We start from the raw sequence: 18,312 nt of genomic DNA, 5'->3' as shown, positions 1-18,312 counted from the left end.
TGAAGAGCAGCGCTTCTGAAGTGCGTTTCAATGGATACATACCGTAGGTTAATTTGTCTGAACGTTTTGGAAATAGACAAAAGGAAACTCGAAATGAGATCGTAATAAAGCGGGGTGGAATCGTTCCTGCGGCAAAAACATTGCCTGCGGCCACCGTGGCGCACTAGGGAGTTTATGGACATGTGTACGGGCCTTCCATCCAAGCCGAGATTAAGAGCGGTGCTGTTGATTGGGGCTGCAATGACGGTCTCTGGCTGGAACATTGATGGTGCATCCGCCGCGAGTTCTGACTCCCCGCGTCATGGAACGGTGAAATCTTCAAAGCATAAGAAGAAAACAGTACGAAAAGTTACCGATTCTCATACGGTAACGGCTGCAACGGCATCATCGCCGGCTACGCAGCCGCAGGTCGCAGTTCAGAAATCCGCCACACTCTCTCAGGCATCGTCTTCTGCTTCCGCTCTGCATAGCGAAGAAATTACTGTTACGGGCACCCGGCTTTCGCAGACCCGCCTCAGCGATGTAACCGCAGGGACAACGCTGGACGCAACCCAGTTGCGGGCTCGTGGCTATTCCAACCTTGGACTGGCTCTGCTGCGCGAAAATCCGGCATTTTCGGTACCATCCAACAGCCCGATTGGTGGTCAGGGATCATGGGGTGCAGGACAGACATTCAGCGGGTTGCTTGCCCTGGGAGACCAGCGGACTTTGACGCTCGTCGACGGGATGCGCATGGTCGGCGGTGCTACGGCATCGCTCTATGGTGCGGGGAGTGGTTCGCAGGTCGATGTCGGCACCATTCCTACATCCCTCGTGAAGAAAGTTGATACGCGATACGGTGGTGCCGGTGCAGCATATGGTGCCGATGCTGTGGCGGGCGTCGTTAACTACCAGCTTGATGATCATTTCAAGGGCGTGGACTTCAATGCCCAGGGTGACTGGACGCAGCATCTGGATGGTGGAAAAGAAAAAATCTACCTGAAATACGGAACCAGCTTTGATCACGACAAGGGTGGAATCGTATTCGATGTCGAATATCGAAATGCTGACGGCCTTGTTTACAATGATCGCCGGAATACTATCGGAAGTGGTGCAGAGACATATCTCTGGCCGGCAAAGACAAGCGACTCTCCATACTACTATGTTCTGACCCGGAATGAGCGTTTCAGTCAGCTTAGCGCAACGGGTATTCCGCTGGTCAACGGAAACCTCAATCCCTCTACCTTCGGTGTCGCATCCGGTGGTATCGCAGCAGCAGGCGGAGGTGTGTTGCAGTTCAGCCAGGACGGAAAATCTCTCGTACCTCTAACCGGCACGGTTACGCGCAGCAATTACTATACTGCCGGCGGTAATGGTCTGTCTTTCGAAGATTACGACCAGCTATATACACCGCAGCAATCCCTGAACCTGACGACTTTGGGGCATTATGATTTTACCGATCATTTACATGCTACGTGGCAGGGGTGGTATCAGAGGGGGCAAGCCAAAAGCTCTGTTAATCAGGGGCTCTATTATTCTGCGACCTTTGAAGGTTCTCCGCTAACAAGGGCCAACTTCGATGCAAGTCCGGAAAGTTACGTTAACGGAAATCTGGTTCTAAGCACGTCAAATCCGTTCCTGACGTCGTCAGAGCGTTCAACGATCGTGAATGCGCTGAAAGCCTCCGGACAGCCAACAGATACGTTCTATCTGACGCGTGCCAATCAGGATTTTGGCGAAGGTGCATTTACAACCACCAACCAGATGTATCGTTTCCAGGGCGGACTTAATGGTGATTTTAACGCTGTGGGCCGACACTTTGACTGGAGTGTGAAGGGTGAATACAGCGCATATCTGAGCGATACCCAGACCCTGATGGTTGATACGAACAACCTTATCAACGCTCTGGACGCTGTGACATTGCCTGATGGAACGATTGGCTGCGCGCCCGGCTATACCAACTCGACGGCCAAGACCCGTAGTGAAACCTGTGCACCACTGAACGTGTTTGGGCGTGGCCAGGAAACCCCTGCGGCACTCAATTACATTACATCCGTGGTCAATCCCAAGAACAAGAACACCCAGTTCGACATTCAGGCAGAAATGCACAGCACGATCGCCAGACTGCCTGCCGGTGATATTCGCTGGGATCTGGGCTATGAGCACCGTCGGGAGTCCTATGACTTCAATGCAGGCTCCATCCTGAATGGTGAAAACCTGGCTGACGGTAGCGTTCGCCAGTATGGCGATGAGATCCCCGTTCCGAATACCTATGGCGCTTATGGAACGCATGAAGCCTTTGGAGAACTGGATGTTCCCATTGTCTCTCCCGCGATGCATGTTCCGGGAGCATACAACATTTCGGCAACGGCGAATGGGCGATATATCTATAACAGCATGACAGGCAGCTACTGGACGTACATGTTTGGTGGTAGCTGGTGGCCTACGAGAGACTTTGGATTTAGCGGAAATTACGCTCAGTCAGTCCGAAACCCTTCAGTCACCGAGCTGTTCTCTCCCAAGAGCCGCGTGAACAACATGGCCAGCGATCCCTGCGCGGCAGAAGACATTGCATCGGGTCCAAACCCGGCCATTCGTGCGGCAAACTGTGCAAAACAGGGCATTCCGTCCGGCTTCGTTTCAGATATCGTCAATTACGGTATTTATGGATCGGACGGTGGAAACTCCCGCCTGAAGAACGAGGTTTCTCACAGCTATACGGGATCGTTCCATTTTGTGCCGCATTTTGTGCCGGGGCTTCAGCTCGATGCATCGTTTGTTGACGTCAAAATCAGCAACGAGATCATGGATCTGGGGATCAGCGACATCATGAGCGCCTGTTACGATTCCAAATCATTCCCCAATGCGTATTGCGAAATGTTCACTCGCGATCCAAGCACGCATCAGGTCACAGGGTATGAGGAAGGGTTCGTGAACATCGCGAACCAGCACATGCAGGCGCTTGAAGGATCGTTGAAGTATTATCTTCCTCTTCGGCGCTTTGGAAAGCGGTTTGAGAATTGGGGTGCCCTCGACCTCGGCGTAAATTACAACCATTACGTCAAGAATACTCAGACTTTCCTGGGGACGACTTATCCTGAAGTGGGAAGCACCAGCTCCCCGAAAGATTCTTTTACGGCTAACCTTAATTATATCCGTGGTCCGCTGTTCGTCCAGTGGCAGACAATTTACTACGGTCCGTCCAAATTTAACGTGACTGCAGGTGAATACGCAGAAACAGATAACAGCAGGCAGGACTTTTTCTACTTCAATACGACGATCGGCTATAAAATCACGAAGAACTTCAATGTTAACTTCATGATGAACAACGTGTTTAATGCCCTGCCCAAAGATGTCGGAACGGTTGGGTTGGCCCGGTACTATGATGTGATCCTTGGCCGTGCGTTCCAGTTACAGGCTGGCGTTCATTTCTGATAAGCTTGCTGCCGCGGCCCCATGCAACTGCATAGGGCCGCGTCTCTTACATACAATTCCCGCCTTGGACGACTTTAATAAAACAAAAGCGCCATGTGCCGGGGCAGGATTTACGCAGCGTCGGCACGAGAGCAGCTCAGGCCCTTGTTCTCGTGGGCTGCCTTCCATCTTAATTTAATCGCTGTACCTGTTTATGTGCCTCAGGGCTCATAAAAGACTTTTCCACGACTTATTTGGATATGCACATTCTGAAGTTCTTCTGAAGAGAGCTGTGTTGGGCTGGTTACTTCGAAATCCCCGGAATTTGTGAGGACGCGATAACGGAAAAGACCGTTAGGAGAGTCAGGGCGTCTTTCCACTGATGCGTTTCCAGTCAAAGCGACAAGAGCAACCTTATGGGGACGAATAAGCACGGTGGCGCGACCGTCAATGCCCTCAAAAGGAAACGGAGCAACGTCCTGATTGTCCGGGATGAACCGGCCTGCTTTGAGGATCCCCGGGAATTTGAGTGTTTCGCCAAGGAACTCCATGACGAAGGGCGTTGCGGGTGTCGCGTTCAGGGTCGCGCTGTCGGCAGCTTGAACGATGCGGCCTTCCTGCATCACAACCAGAGTGTCTGCGACATCCATGGCTTCTTCATGGTCATGGGTAACCAGAATGGTTGTCAGATTCATCCGCTCGTGCAGGTCGCGGAGCCAGCGGCGGATATCACGGCGGACCAGAGGGTCCAGGGCACCGAAAGGTTCATCCAGCAGGAGAAGTCTGGGGCCGGTTGCCAGTGCACGGGCGAGGGCCACGCGCTGTCTCTGGCCGCCGGAAAGCTGGTCCGGATAGGCTTTTGCAAGATGGGGAAGCTGGATGAGATCCAGAAGTTCGGTAACGCGGTGCTGGATGGACGCAGGATCGGGTCGCCGCGAGCGTGGCAGGACATCAAGGCCGAACGCAATATTACGGGCCACGGTCATGTGCCGGAACAGGGCATAGTTCTGAAAGACAAACCCGATGCCCCGGTCCTGTACGGGGCGATCGTGGATGGGGATGCCGTCGATCAGAAGCGTACCTTCTGAATGGGAGGAAAGGCCTGCAATGGCTCTGAGCAGGGTGGTTTTCCCGGCTCCGGATGGTCCGACCAGGGCAACGAACGAACGGTCTTCGACGGTCAGGGCAATATCATCGAGCAGCTTGCGCGAGGACCGGGGCGCGTATTGCGTGAAGTCTTTAAGGGTAATGCTCATAGGTGCTGTTTTCTGAAAGAACGCTCGAGAAACATACGGATCAGGACCGTTGTCATAGCGAAAAGAACAAGAAGGGCTGCCATCGCGAAGGCTGCTACGGACTGATAACCGTTATAAAGGGTCTCAATATGGAGCGGCATTGTCTCGGTGACGCCCGGGATATGTCCGGAAATAACGGCGACTGCTCCGAATTCGCCCATGGCGCGGGCGGTTGTGAGAAGAATTCCTGAAAGAAGGGCCCAGCCTGCGTCTGGTAGTGTGACGCGGATCAGGGTTCTCCAGAAGCCTGCGCCAAGCAGGAAGGCAGCCTCCTCGGTGGCCCGGCCCTGCTGTTCCATATAGGGCATGAGAGTGCGGGTCACGTAGGGGAAGGTCACGAAGAGCGTTGCGAGAACAATACCGGGAACGGCGAAGGCGATATGGACGCCGTGATGAGCCAGCCAGGTGCCCCACCACCCCTGTCGGCCGAAAAGCAGAAGCCAGATGAGGCCTGCGATGACGGGGGAAACGCTGATGGGAAGTTCGATCAGGCTGACCAGAAAGCGGGACCCGCGGAAATCGTATTTCGTCAGTGTCCAGGCCGCGGCGATCCCGCCCGCCGTGTTGATGACGGTCACCAGTGCCGTGACATAGACCGTCAGCCGGATGGCGGAACGGGCTTCCGGGTCTTTCAGCGTTTCAAGAGCTGCATGAACGCCCTGACGCAGGGCTTCGTGAAGGATCAGGACAACGGGCAGGACGATCAGGAGGACGACCGCACCGTAGCTGAGAAGGGTCAGGAGAATGGAGATCGTCTTCGAAGGCTGGTCGTTCATGCGCCGTCCTCACGGACCAGTCCCGAGGATACGGAGCGCCGAAGACGGCTGACTGCGACAAGGCAGAGCAGGGCGATGACGAGCAGGATCAGGGCGATCGAGGTTGCGCCGTCATAGTTGAATTCCTGAAGCCGCATGACGATCAGCAAGGGAGCGACCTCGCTATGGAAGGGCTGGTTGCCGGCAATGAAGATCACGGAGCCGTATTCTCCGACGCCGCGCGCAAAGGCGAGGCCTACGCCACTCAGCAAGGCGGGCGCAAGTGTGGGGAGCAGGATGAGGCGGAAGCGCTGCCATCCTGAGGCGCCCAGCAGGAAGGCAGCTTCTTCGACGTCTTTGGGAAAGCTACGCAGGACGGGCTCGATGGAGCGTACGATGAAGGGCAGCCCGATGAAGGTCAGCGCAATGACAATCCCGGCGGGACTGAAAGCAAGCTTCAGGCCCCACTGGCTTGAAATGGAGCCGATCCAGCCGTTGGGCCCGTAAAGGGTCGCCAGAGCGATACCTGTAACAGCCGTGGGAATGGCGAACGGAAGATCGATCATCGCGTCCACCACGCGATGGCCGGGCGGACGGTAGCGGACGAGGGTCCAGGCCAGCAGTAGCCCGATGGGCAGATCGATGAGAACGGCCAGCAGGGCGCATGTGAAGCTGACCCGGAGAGCGGCGTGCATGCGGGCGTCGTACAGCGCATGGATCATCGTGCCCGCGCCGTTATGCCATGGCCGGAAAAGCAGCGCCGTGAGTGGAAGAACGACAATCAGTCCGGTCCAGAGCAGTGTCAGCCCCAGCGACAGGGAAAATCCCGGCAGGGTATGGCGCCGGGTGGGCCGCAGGACTGTCACGGTCAGCGGTTTCACAGTCAGTGGCTGTAGATCTGATCGAAAATGCCGCCATCCGAGAAATGCGCCTTCTGAAGACGTGTCCAGCCGCCAAGACTGGCGACGTCGAATGTGGTGGTTTTCGGAAAGACCGAGGCAGTTTCCGCCTGGATGGTCGGGTCCACGGGGCGGAAATAATGTTTGGCGCCGATCCGCTGTCCTTCAGGGGAGAACAGGAATTCCAGATAGGCGCGGGAGATGGCTTCCGTTCCGTGTTCCTGGATATTGCGGTCCACGGTTGCGACGGGAGGTTCGGCGAGAATGGTGAGGGGCGGGACGACGATGTCGAATTTGTCCGGTCCCAGATCGCGCGATGCCAGAAGGGCTTCATCTTCCCATGCGATCAGCACATCGCCCAGACCGCGCTGGACGAAGCTGTTGGTGGCGCCGCGCGCGCCGGTATCGAGGACGGGAACATGGGCAAACAGGGCCTTGAGATAGGCTGTTGCGCTTTGCTCGCTACCCCCTGGCTGACGAAGTGCCCAGCCCCAGGCCGCCAGATAATTCCAGCGTGCCCCGCCGGATGTTTTGGGATTGGGTGTGACGACCTGGACACCATCGCGGATGAGATCCGGCCAGTCGTGAATGCTCTTCGGATTGCCCTTCCGCACCAGAAACACGATCGTGCTGGTATAGGGCGTCGAATTGTGGGGCAGACGTGTCTGCCAGTTCGCGGCCAGAAGGCCGTTCTGGGCAAGAATATCGATATCGTATGCGAGGCCCAGTGTGACGATGTCGGCCGGTGCGCCTTCGAGAACCGAGCGTGCCTGCGCGCCGGAGCCACCATGAGACGAGGTGACGACGATGCTGTCTCCGGCGTGGGTTTTCGACCAGAAAGCCGGGAAGGCACGATTGATGTCGCCATAGAGTTCGCGGGTTGGATCGTAGGACACGTTCAGCAGCCTGTAATCTGCTGCACGCGCGGAAGAGAGGCCCGATCCTGCGATGAGGGCTGCTCCCAAAACCAGTGTGCCTTTGAGGACGTAACGGCGGGACGACACGTTTTTCATGACCACGAGCCTTTGGGAGTATGAAGAATGGTTCAATATAACTAAAAATATTAGTTGTTAATAAAAACAACTATCAAAACTGATTATAGATTCGGTTTTTTTCGTCAAGCAGACCTGCGCAGGATTCTTGATCCTGGGTCAGGATGTCCCGGTTTTCTGGTAAAAAACTCATTCTTTTCTGCGTTGGAAATTGTGGTCGAGCCAGGATTTGTGATTATAATAACGATGGTATAGGGTTTTTAAATCATAAAACTATCAGGAACAGTTCAATGGCTCTTGGTTCCGCTCCCGACCACAGGAAAAAAGCGTGCTGCGTTCCTCAGGCCGTACGATCGAATCCGCGTGTGGCCTGTGCTCCTGTTCTTCAGGATAATCTTGCCGTGCGTGCTCCCGGTTACGAGGACATGGCGCTGATCGGAGCCGGAGCTTACCGGGTTGGGGCGGACGATTCCGAAATTCACATTTCGGATGGAGAAGGGCCGGTCAGGTCTGTTGAGGTGGATGCCTTCTGGATCGACAAATATGCCGTGACGAACCAGAAGTTCGCAGCCTTTGTCGCGGCTACGGGCTATGTCACGGAGGCTGAAACCGAAGGCTGGTCGTTCGTTTTTGAAGGCGTGGCCACGGCGACGGGCAAAAAACGCCGTCTTCGCGGATCGGTCCCGCAGACGCCTTGGTGGCTGCCTGTCCGGGGCGCGCAATGGCGGCATCCGGAGGGACCGGGCTCTCACATCTCGTCCCGGCAGGATCATCCCGTCGTGCATGTGTCGTGGCATGATGCTGCGGCCTATGCAGCATGGGTGGGCAAGCGCCTTCCGACGGAAGCGGAATGGGAAATTGCGGCACGCGGACGGATGGAGAATTTCCGGTATCCCTGGGGGAACGAGCTTCTTCCTGATGGCGAGCATCAGTGCAACATCTGGCAGGGCCGTTTCCCTGAAGAAAATACCAAGGAAGACGGCTATGTGACGACAGCGCCCGTCACGGCATTTCCGCCCAACGGGTACGGCCTTTACAACATGGTGGGGAATACGTGGGAATGGTGCTCCGATTTCTGGAGCCCCGTCTGGCATCAGGCCGAGAACGCTCTGACGCGCCATAATCCCGCCGGGCCGCCAGAAGGAACCGACCGGGTGATCCGGGGCGGCTCACATATGTGCCATCACTCTTATTGCAACCGGTATCGTAACTCTGCCCGGACCCATACGACACCTGACAGTTCTCTTGGCCATATCGGTTTCAGATGTGTCTCTGCGGCCGTGACGGAAGCATGAGGATGGACCGCCCGTTGAGGACAGTCAGTCGTCGTCGTGTTCTCGCCGCGACAGCAGGGGCCAGTGCGGCGTTTTCGGCAGGGGCGGCAAAGGCACTTCCCTCAGCGGCCGCCGCCCAATCGGTTCGAAAGCCGAATATCATCTGGATCGTATGCCACGATATTCATGCGTCACTTCTGGGATGTTACGGAAATTCTCTGGCGGTCACGCCGACGATTGATGCCCTGGCGCGGGAGGGGATCCGTTTCGAGAACGCTTACGCCACCGCACCGGTCTGCTCCCCATCACGTTTTTCGCTGGTGACGGGTCTGTACCCGCAGAGCTGCGGCCCTGCGGAGAATATGCGGGCCGTGGCGCGCGTTGCGGGCACGTTCCAGAGTCTGCCCGAGCAGATGCGTGATGCAGGGTATTACTGCACCAACAACGTCTTTACCGACTACAACTGCGATCTTGATCCCAAAGTCATCTGGGATGAGTGTTCAGTGACGGCGCACTGGCGCAACCGGCCGCAGGGGAAACCCTTTTTCGCGGTTTATAACTATCTGATCACGCATGAATCCCATCTGTTCGAGACGGGGGCAACCGCGACCGATCCTGCGCGGGTCAGTATTCCGCCTTACCTGCCGGATACGCCTGACATCAGGGATTCGATTGCGCGCAATATCGACATGGTGAACCGGCAGGACAAGGCTGTTGCCCATATTCTGGACGAACTGCATCAGGACAATCTGGCGCAGGACACGATCGTCATGTTCTTTGCCGACCATGGTGGTGTGCAGCCCAGAACCAAGCGGTACTGCTATGAAGGCGGCCTGCATGTTCCCCTGATCGTGCGTTTTCCAGAAGAGTTCCAGTATCTTGCCCATCGGGACGCCGGACGGCCCAGTCCGGATCTGGTCAGTCTGATCGACATGGCGCCGACGACACTGGCGCTGGCAGGAGCGCCCATTCCGCCGCATATGCAGGGGCAGCCGTTTCTGGGGCAACAAATAGCGCCGCCGCGCGATCATGTCTTCAGCGGACGCAACCGGATGGACGAACGGCTGGACCTGATGCGGACGGTGCGCAACGATCGCTATCGCTATATCCGCAATTACATGCCGCACCGTATCTACGGGCAGCATAATGCGTATGAGTGGAAAGGGCGTGGCTACCAGTCCTGGGAAGAGGAGTGGCTGGCGGGGCGGCTGAATTCCACTCAGGCCGCGTTCTGGCAGGACAAGCCGGGTGAGGAGCTTTACGACATCGAGGCTGATCCACACCAGATCAGCAACCTCGTGAACGATCCCGCGCATCAGAGTGCATTACAGCAACTGCGCGGCACTCTTGATGCGCAGATGATTGCGATCCACGACAATGCGTTCATTGCCGAAGGGCTGCCACAGTCCGGGTATCAGGAAAGCCGACAGCCCGGTGTGTATCCGTTGCCCGCGCTTCTGGCGCTGGGCGCGAAGGTGATCCAGCGTCAGGCAGCCAATCTTCCAGCGTTCAGAGCGTCTCTTCAGGATAAAAACGAGGTCCTGCGTTACTGGGCCGCTACGGGGATTCTGGCAGTCCAGACCCCGCTGGATGCCCGGACGATCCATGACGTGGCGGTGGCCTTCGGGAAAGAGAATTCGGCTGTTATCAGGGCGGTGCAGGGCGAAATCCTGTTGAATGGCAGTCATGCAGCACAGGCGCTTGGATGGGTGGCAGACACGATTGCGCAGAAGGCCAACCCGGATGCGTCTCTGGCCGCTGTCCTGGCTGCGACCTATGGAAAAAATGCACGCTCGCCGGATATGAAAACGGCGATTCAGACTGCTCTGACGGCTCGTGTTGCGCCGCCCGATGTGCAGGGCGTTCTGGGTCTCTTCGCGGTGCGTGCGGCTGCGCGTTATCTCAGCGAAAAACTGGATGGAACCTATACGCCGCGCCTGAAACAGCCATCGGATTTTGACGCCAGCGCCATGCAGAGTCCGGCGGGAAAGATGCTGGTGGCTGCCATGGGCGGCAAGATCGGCGATCCGCAGATCTAGGCATCTGGGGCACAGTATTTCAACTTTCTTTGCGCCTGAAGGGCGTGCGGCCCCGCTCCGGGCCGGGAGATCCGGAGGACCAGAATGGTACAGGTCAAACGTCGCAGCTTCCTTGCTGCGGGCGGAGGAGCCTTCGCGGCGACGGGGTATGGGCAAGCTTTTGCCGCGCGCCGGTGGACGAATATTCTCTATATTCACTCCCATGACAGTGGGCGGTCCCTTGAGCCTTATGACAGCGCTGTCTCCACACCGGAAATAGCGGCTCTGGCCCGAAGTGGCGTGCTGTTCCGGCAGGCTTTCAGTGCGGCGCCGGTCTGTTCACCCAGCCGTGCGGCTCTTCTGACCGGACAGTCCCCACATCGCTCAGGGATGATCGGGCTGGCACATCGTGGTTTCAGCCTGAACGATCCGCGACAGCTCCTTTTCCGGGATCTGCAGAAATTCGGATATCAGGCCGTGCTGACAGGGATGCAGCATGTCGCCGCTGACCCGGATACGCTGGGATATGATAGAAATCTCGGCTACCGCGACGAAAACGGGAAATGGCGTGCCGAAGCGGCAATTGTCGCGCCTATTGCCGAGCGCTTTCTGGACAGCCGACCAAAGCAGCCGTTCTTTCTGGACGTCGGATTTTTCGAGACACACCGTGAATACCCTGATCCAACGCAGGCAGATCTGGATCGTGTCCGCGATATTCCCCGGCCTCTTCCTGATACACCGGAGATCCGGCACGATTTTGCGGCTTTCGGAGCCAGCGCACGACAACTGGATGCGGGCGTGGGGCATGTTCTGCGGGCACTGTCCCGAAATGGTTATGACCAGAACACGCTGGTCATTTTCGTAACGGATCACGGTGTCGCGTTCCCGCGCATGAAATGCAATCTGACGGATGACGGGATCGGAACGGCGCTTATCATGCGTGGGCCCGGTCTGGCTGCGGGGCATCAGTCGGACGTAATGGTTTCCCAGATTGATGTCTTTCCGACGGTCTATGATTATCTGGGCATCCCCCATCCGTCCTGGCTGACGGGGCGGTCATTCCTGCCTGTCTTGCGGGGCGGGCAAGACGAGGTCCGGGATGCCGTTTTTGCCGAGATGACGTATCACGCGGCGTATGAGCCGATGCGTGCGGTGCGGACCCGTCGTTGGAAATATATCCGCAGGTTTGGAGACCGTCGGCTGCCTGTCCTGCCGAACTGTGATGACAGTCCAAGTAAATCCGTCTGGGTCAGCGCCGGGTGGCGGGATCAGATTTTGCCTGAGGAAGCGCTGTATGATCTGACGTTCGATCCTACGGAGCACTGTAATCTGCGGGCCGATCCCCGGTATCATGAGGTGCTGGGAGACATGCGAAAGCGCTTGAGGCGCTGGATGCAGGAAACGCAGGACCCGCTTCTCAACGGGCCTGTGGCGGTTCCGGCAGGGGCGGTCGTAAATCCGGTTGATGGTCAGTCTCCAAAGGAGCCGACCGTACCGGCTTGAGAAAGAAGCTCCGGCCTCTCATGACCTGAAAGGCCGGAGCGTTGTGCGTGCTATTTCTCTTTGGCAAAAGCCGGAACAACGGCTGTTTCGGTATGAGTCACGCCTGAGGGAGTCCAGTCATACGGAACCGGCTGAATACGATAAACCCAGTTGGAACGGGTCGGCCTGTCTGGGGATGTGCCGGGCGTTTCGCCGGTATAGGGTGAGACATATTCCCAAACGATTTCGCCCGTGGGGGTGACCTGAAAAAAGCGGCCGTTCATGCCTTCGTCGATCAGGGTGTTGCCATTGGGCAGTCGGTCTACGGAGCTGATGAAGCTGCTGTAGAAGGACCAAGGCGGCCCGCCCGAATTCTCGCCCGTGTACTGCCAGACGACCTGCGCCGTTACGGGATTGATTTCCAGAATTCTGGAACCGTTGGCGACCTGAAGCGGCCGTGCCGGATAGCCTGCTTCGCCCTGATTGTCGAAGACGATCAGGTTCCCTGCGCCGGGCAGCCCTTCCGGGATCAGATGGGCGTCGTGCTGGCCGACGAACTGGTCTACCGGGAAAGGAACGGCGGGTTCGCTCCGGCGACGCTGGGGAAGGTTGGGTCCCAGACGCCAGACAACCTTGCCGGTATGGCGGTCCAGAATTGCGATGAAGTTCGCCTCCCGTGAGTCAATCATGATGTTGTCGGGCGCAAAGCGCCTGTCGCCCGCGCGGTACCAGTGATTGTCACCCACAAGCTGCATGTTGTTGATATGCAGGTAATCGGGATTTTCGGCATGAAGCACCAGTTGAAGCTGGCTGCCGGTAAATCCGAATTCCTGAAGGTGGTCGCCCGCTTTCCAGGTCCAGCGGATGTTGCCATCCGGCGCGATATCGTAAATTACGTCGTCAAGAACCGGCTTTGCCCCGCCGGGGATAGAGCGGTTCTGGTTCGCCAGCAGGAGCGTACCGCCATCGGGCAGGCGAGCCCAGTCATGGTGCTGACGGGCATTGCCTTCGGGTGACTGAAGCCCCCATTCCCAGAGTGTTCTGTCTGACCAGTCCACATAGCCGAAAGTCCTGTTGCGGAAGCCGGCCGTGGCTCCGGGGATCTTGTGGGTTCCGTCTCCGCGGATTTCCGAAAGCTGAAGGCCGATCACGCCTTTCTGGCCCTGTACCAACGCAGGATCGATGTATTTGGCAGGGAAGCCGGACTGAGCCCATTGCCGGACTTCGTGGCCGTTCATGTCAATGAGATACGTGTGATTATCGCTGCCGGAAAACAGAAGAAAGCTGTTGTAGGCCTTTGCGGGATCGTAGCGGGTTACACCGGTCGGGACCACGCTTGGGACTGCTTTCGCCGGATCCGGGTGGAGCGCGATACCGGCGCATAAAGCCATTGTTCCCGCAGTGAAGGTGGAAAGCCTGAATCGGAACGAAGCCATATCACTTACCTTGCATTCTGCGTTTGGAAGCCCCGTCCGGGGTTTCGAACTGAAACCTCTTTTGGGTAGATTTTCAACCATCAATAATGGGATTTACGAATTTACATCCTATTTCATGGTTGATAATATATACCACACAAAATAATTGTTATTTATATAAATCGAAAGCTCGCAGATGACCCGATTTGTCCAGAGGCGTCGCGCCTTCCTTTCCACCGTCGCAGGGATTGGTCTTGGAGGAATAACAGGGCTGGGATCGCGGGCAATGGCCCGCTCCACGAGCCGGCCTGCTGAGAGTGGCAAGGCACCAAACATCATTTTTATTCTGGCAGATGATCTCGGATATGCAGATGTGAGCTGCTTCGGGACACCGGGTTTTACCACTCCGTCCATTGATCGCATCGCTCATGAAGGCATCAAGCTGACACGGGCTTACGCGAATTCTGCGGTTTGCTCCGCGACCCGCACGGCACTGATTACCGGGCGTTATCAGGACCGGATTGCCTGTGGTCTTGAAGAACCGATTGCGTCTTCCAGCGGCAAAGTCGGCCTCCCGCCGGGTCTGCCGACCCTGCCTGAACAGCTTCACAGGGCAGGGTACGAAACGGCTCTGGTCGGGAAGTGGCATCTTGGAAATCCACCGGAATTCGGGCCGCTGAAAAGTGGATATGACCATTTCTACGGGATTTCGGGTGGAGCCGCCGATTATTTCACCCATCAGGGCAAGCCCGGCGAGGATCAGTTCTATCGGGATGATCATCTGATCCACGATCATGGTTATCTCACGCGGCTTCTGGGGGACGAGGCTGTCCGTCTGGTCGACAGTTTTGCCGGGCGGGCAGCACCGTTCTTCCTCAGTCTGCATTTCAATGCACCGCACTGGCCCTGGGAAGGGCCGGAGGATGAAGCCGAGTCAAAGCGCCTGAAGGGCAAGATCTTTGATTATGATGGCGGAACGCAGAAAACCTATGGTCGCATGGTCAGGGCTATGGATGACCAGATCGGGCGTGTACTTGCGGCGCTCGACAGCCATCATCTGACGGAAAATACGATCGTCGTGTTTACCAGCGATAATGGGGGTGAACGCTTTTCCGACATCTGGCCTTTTACGGGTATGAAAGGAGAACTTCTCGAAGGTGGCCTGAGGGTGCCGGCGGTTCTGAGATGGCCGGCACGGGTGACGGCTGGGTCCGAAAGCGATCAGACCCTTATCACAATGGACTGGCTGCCGAGTTTTCTGGCCGCTGCGGGAGCGACGCCGGACGCCACATTCCCATCCGATGGGACAAGTCTTTTGCCTTTCGTGCTTGATCCATCAAAGCGTCAGTCCCGATCGCTGTTCTGGCGTTATAAAATTCACGACCAGCATGCGCATCTGGATGGCGACTACAAATATCTGAAAATCGGAGACAATGAATTTCTCTTTGATGTCGTCAGTGATCCGCGTGAGAGGGCCAATCTGAAAGACCGCAAGCCGGAACTGTTTGCGAGACTGAAGAAAGAATGGGCCGCGTGGAATGCAACCATGCTGCCCTTCCCCAAGGGAAGCTATAGCTGGGGAGCGGACGGTCCGCATTTCGCGGATCATTACGGTGTCCCGAAATCGGACGACTGACGGCCAGCAGGTCTGGTAACCCGGGCTGCAAACACGCCTCCCCCTGGCAACTTAAGGGGGAGGCTGTGCTGGGGACGGTTTTTTCAGAGCCAGCAGCCAGGGACTTTCGGTGGTTGCAAGGGGCTGGGATTCCAGGTTCAGCCTGCTTCGGGCCGGGGAGCAAACCGGACTGGTCGTGAAAGCATTGGTCATGCGCACGCCCCGCTGTGCAAGGCGTTGCATGTTGGGCGTCCTGACTTCGGAATTGCCATAAGCCTGCTGAAGCCAGCGTGCGTGGTCGTCCGAGAAAAAGACCAGAATATTGGGTCGGGGCGTCTTCCTGAAGAAGGGCTCTGCCAGTGAACGGCCTGAAGAAAGAGGCATGGCAGACACCCCTCCAAGAGCAAGCAGAAGATCACGTCGCTGCATTGCCAAACTTTCCTGACAGCGGGTGAGTAAGGTTGAGATTCTGTTCTGCGTTCATCGCTGTGATCGAAGCCGCCAAGATGCCTATAAAACTACCTAAAATAGTAACTATAAATGTTCACCGAATCGCAAGCGGGTGTATGGACTAAGTTATAACGAGTATATATCGTTTTTGGATATAACAACTATAAAAATAAGTGTTAAAGCGGCTCCGGGAGCGTTCTGGCTATGAAGAAAAAATATGTCCTGCTCACCGCCATCGCGGCCGTGGTTGATGTAACAGGATGGGAAAGTGCACAGGCACAGGCGCCTCATCCCAATGACAGCAGTACTGCCACGCATGCTGCGCGCAGACATCGTCCGGTCAAATCAGTTCTGGCCGCTCATCCGGCCGTGAAATCCGGAAAGGCGCCGGCTTCACATTCCGAGGAAATCCATGTGGTCGCGTCGCAGGCACAGCGTGCGGCCCAGACGATCGACAGGGAAACACGCGATCTTCAGAATGTCCCGCAGGCGGCGACGCGGATCAGCGCCCAGGAACTGAAAGCTGAGCATATTACGGCTCTGCCTCAGGCCGCGCGTCTGCTCCCTACGGTTCAGCTCAACATTTCCAATCCACGCAATACAACCATCAATATCCGTGGCCTCGGTGCCGCCGGGACAGCCCCGACCGATGGGATCGAGGGCGGTGTGTCCGTGTATGTTGATGGCGTGTACCGGTCACGCCCGGCTACCGCGCTCAGTGATCTGGTCGACCTGAACGGCATTACCGTTCTGCGTGGGCCTGCCGGGACGGAAGGGGGCATGACGTCTACGGCCGGCGCCATTCAGCTCACGACAGCAGCACCGGATCTGCATACACGTCATGTCTATGGGGAAGCGGGGGTCGGCAATTATGATTACAACCGCTGGAGCCTTGGCGTTACGACGCCGCTTATCAAAGACAAGCTTGCCATTCGCCTGAGTGCGCTGGGTTATGGGAATAGCGGCTGGGTCAAGAACCTTGCGGGTGGAGGGGATGTTAACGGGCAGACAAGCCGCTCTTTCCGGGCTCAGGTCCTGTATCATCCCACGGACGAACTGAGCATTCGGCTGACGGGGGATTACGCCCATCTGCGTGAAAACTGCTGCTCGGGCGGCCTTTACAAGGTCGTCGCAACCAAGACGGATGGCAGCGCTGTCGCGGGAACGCTTGCACAGCGTCTGGGATGGGCCGGCTATGCTCCAACCTCACCATCCAATGCGCCCTATACCATCAATCGAAGCTCCCTTTCCGATGCTGAACAGGAAGACATGGGACTTTCGGGCCATGTAGACTGGCATCATTCCAATTTCACGCTGTCCTCCATCACGGCTTTCCGGTGGTGGGACTGGGCGCCCCATAATGATGGAGACCTGGGCCCGGCCAATGCCATCGTGAACTCCAACGCGAAGGTCGACCAGAACCAGTTCACACAGGAGCTCCGTTTTTCCAGTAACTGGGGACATTTGCTCGATTACCGTGTGGGCGCCTTCTACATGTGGCAGGAAAACCGCGTTTACGGTGATACCCGCTATGGGCCGGATGCCGGAGCCTGGTACGGCTACGGAACGGGAAGTTCGCCTGTCGCCGGTGTTTCCACAGCACAGGCATCCAATGTCCTGAACGATTATGACGTCCGCAGCTATGGACAGCCGACGACCAATTATTATGGCCTGTATGCGGACGGGACCTGGCACGTCACCCGGAAACTCGATTTCGTGACAGGGGTCAGATATAATTACGATACAAAAACGGGAAGTTACTCCCAGTGGCAGGTAACACCGGGGAGTTATAATTCCGCCGTAACTTCTCTGGCGACGGCGCAGAAAATCTGGGCCCTGTACGGGACCAATACGGGATATGGCGCGCATCTCGATAATGGTTTCGTAACCGGACAGTTTGTTGCGAAATACCATCTGACGGATAACGCCATGATCTATGGCCGTTATGGGCGCGGCGGAAAATCCGGTGGTCTTAACCTGGTATCATTTTCGGCAAACCAGCTCTCTCAGGGAGCGGTATCTCCGAATGTCGGGAAAGAGACGGACGATGCGTTCGAGGTCGGGGCGAAAGCGCAGTTCCTGCAAAATCGTCTTCTGGTCAGTGGCGCGCTGTATCAGACCAACGATCACAATTATCAGGTAACGGCCGTCCGCGAATATCAGGGCGCGCTGGTGTCCTATCTGAGCAGTGCGCCAAAAGTCCGCGTCCGTGGTGCGGAAATGGATATCCATTACAGCCCAATCGTCAATCTCGTGACGTCTCTTTCAGCGTCTTATAACGATGCACAGTTCCTGCAATATTCCACAAGCGCCCCGCCGGAAGTGGCATGGACGGGCGCTTATAGTCTGGCGCACACCCAGATCCCGTTTGTTCCGAGATGGGCCCTATCCGCTGCGGTGCAGTATTCGCACGGGATCGGAAAAGTCTTTTCCCGTCGCCTCGATGCCTATGCTGGCGGGAGCTATAATTACAATACGCGCATGAACACCTCCAGCAACAACTCCGCTTATGGCTGGGTGCCGGCTTACGGAACGCTGAACCTGAACTTCGGGCTGCGTGACCATCAGGGCCGCTGGGAGCTTTCCGGATTTATCAATAATGCGACGGACGAGCGACGTGTGACGCAGATCTCGCAGGGAAGTGCGGCTTCCGGCAATGGCAGTTGGTATGCCTATGTCACGCAGCCCCGCAATTTCGGCTTTATTGCGCGCGTCAATTACTGA

The 18,312-nt window shown here is 56.8% G+C and carries 12 protein-coding genes; 6 read left to right on the top strand and 6 right to left on the bottom strand.

Annotated elements, in window-relative coordinates; all coding sequences use genetic code 11:
• Positions 1-219: 219 nt before the first annotated feature.
• Entirely contained in the window at positions 220-3,414 is a 3,195-nt protein-coding gene (locus JK202_RS00190; protein WP_349291809.1) for a TonB-dependent receptor domain-containing protein, read from the top strand.
• 200 nt (positions 3,415-3,614) lie between these two features.
• On the opposite strand, the gene JK202_RS00185 is transcribed toward JK202_RS00190, so the two are convergent.
• From JK202_RS00185 to JK202_RS00170, 4 genes are read right to left on the bottom strand one after another with little or no spacing between them, the layout of a single operon-like run.
• Complete coding sequence (locus JK202_RS00185; protein WP_249199477.1) at positions 3,615-4,649, bottom strand: sulfate/molybdate ABC transporter ATP-binding protein; 1,035 nt, start codon at positions 4,647-4,649, stop codon at positions 3,615-3,617.
• Positions 4,646-5,464, bottom strand: coding sequence for a sulfate ABC transporter permease (locus JK202_RS00180; RefSeq protein WP_211556884.1), 819 nt, complete (start codon positions 5,462-5,464; stop codon positions 4,646-4,648). The genes JK202_RS00185 and JK202_RS00180 overlap by 4 nt, the downstream gene beginning before the upstream one ends.
• Positions 5,461-6,309, bottom strand: coding sequence for a sulfate ABC transporter permease subunit CysT (cysT, locus tag JK202_RS00175; protein ID WP_408872122.1), 849 nt, complete (start codon positions 6,307-6,309; stop codon positions 5,461-5,463). Before cysT ends, JK202_RS00180 begins: the two co-directional genes overlap by 4 nt.
• Positions 6,310-6,326: 17 nt before the next feature.
• Positions 6,327-7,355: a sulfate ABC transporter substrate-binding protein gene (locus tag JK202_RS00170; RefSeq protein WP_249199476.1), complete on the bottom strand. Its 1,029-nt coding sequence runs from the start codon at positions 7,353-7,355 to the stop codon at positions 6,327-6,329.
• Between the two features lie 269 nt (positions 7,356-7,624).
• Between JK202_RS00170 and JK202_RS00165 the strand changes: the two genes are divergently transcribed.
• The 3 genes from JK202_RS00165 (at position 7,625) to JK202_RS00155 (ending at position 12,129) form a co-directional block, all read left to right on the top strand.
• Positions 7,625-8,629 (top strand): formylglycine-generating enzyme family protein, encoded by a 1,005-nt coding sequence (locus tag JK202_RS00165; protein WP_211556882.1) that lies wholly within the window; start codon positions 7,625-7,627, stop codon positions 8,627-8,629.
• Between the two features lie 2 nt (positions 8,630-8,631).
• Positions 8,632-10,647 (top strand): sulfatase, encoded by a 2,016-nt coding sequence (locus tag JK202_RS00160; protein WP_211556880.1) that lies wholly within the window; start codon positions 8,632-8,634, stop codon positions 10,645-10,647.
• 84 nt (positions 10,648-10,731) lie between these two features.
• The gene (locus JK202_RS00155) at positions 10,732-12,129 is read left to right on the top strand and encodes a sulfatase (RefSeq protein WP_211556876.1); all 1,398 of its coding nucleotides are present in this window, start codon (positions 10,732-10,734) and stop codon (positions 12,127-12,129) included.
• Between the two features lie 50 nt (positions 12,130-12,179).
• On the opposite strand, the gene JK202_RS00150 is transcribed toward JK202_RS00155, so the two are convergent.
• The gene (locus JK202_RS00150) at positions 12,180-13,544 is read right to left on the bottom strand and encodes an aryl-sulfate sulfotransferase (RefSeq protein WP_211556870.1); all 1,365 of its coding nucleotides are present in this window, start codon (positions 13,542-13,544) and stop codon (positions 12,180-12,182) included.
• A 175-nt stretch (positions 13,545-13,719) separates the two neighbouring features.
• Between JK202_RS00150 and JK202_RS00145 the strand changes: the two genes are divergently transcribed.
• On the top strand, positions 13,720-15,159 hold the full coding sequence (locus JK202_RS00145; protein ID WP_211556868.1) for a sulfatase: 1,440 nt from the start codon (positions 13,720-13,722) through the stop codon (positions 15,157-15,159).
• A 51-nt stretch (positions 15,160-15,210) separates the two neighbouring features.
• On the opposite strand, the gene JK202_RS00140 is transcribed toward JK202_RS00145, so the two are convergent.
• A complete protein-coding gene (locus JK202_RS00140) occupies positions 15,211-15,567 on the bottom strand; it encodes a sulfatase-like hydrolase/transferase (RefSeq protein WP_249199475.1) in 357 nt (118 codons plus the stop codon).
• 225 nt (positions 15,568-15,792) lie between these two features.
• Here JK202_RS00140 and JK202_RS00135 point away from each other — a divergent pair, with 225 nt between their 5' ends.
• Positions 15,793-18,312 (top strand): TonB-dependent receptor, encoded by a 2,520-nt coding sequence (locus JK202_RS00135; protein WP_211556867.1) that lies wholly within the window; start codon positions 15,793-15,795, stop codon positions 18,310-18,312.

This window comes from Gluconobacter sp. Dm-62, assembly GCF_018256155.1.
Lineage (GTDB): Bacteria > Pseudomonadota > Alphaproteobacteria > Acetobacterales > Acetobacteraceae > Gluconobacter.
This window is presented reverse-complemented; position numbering and strand designations above follow the sequence as displayed.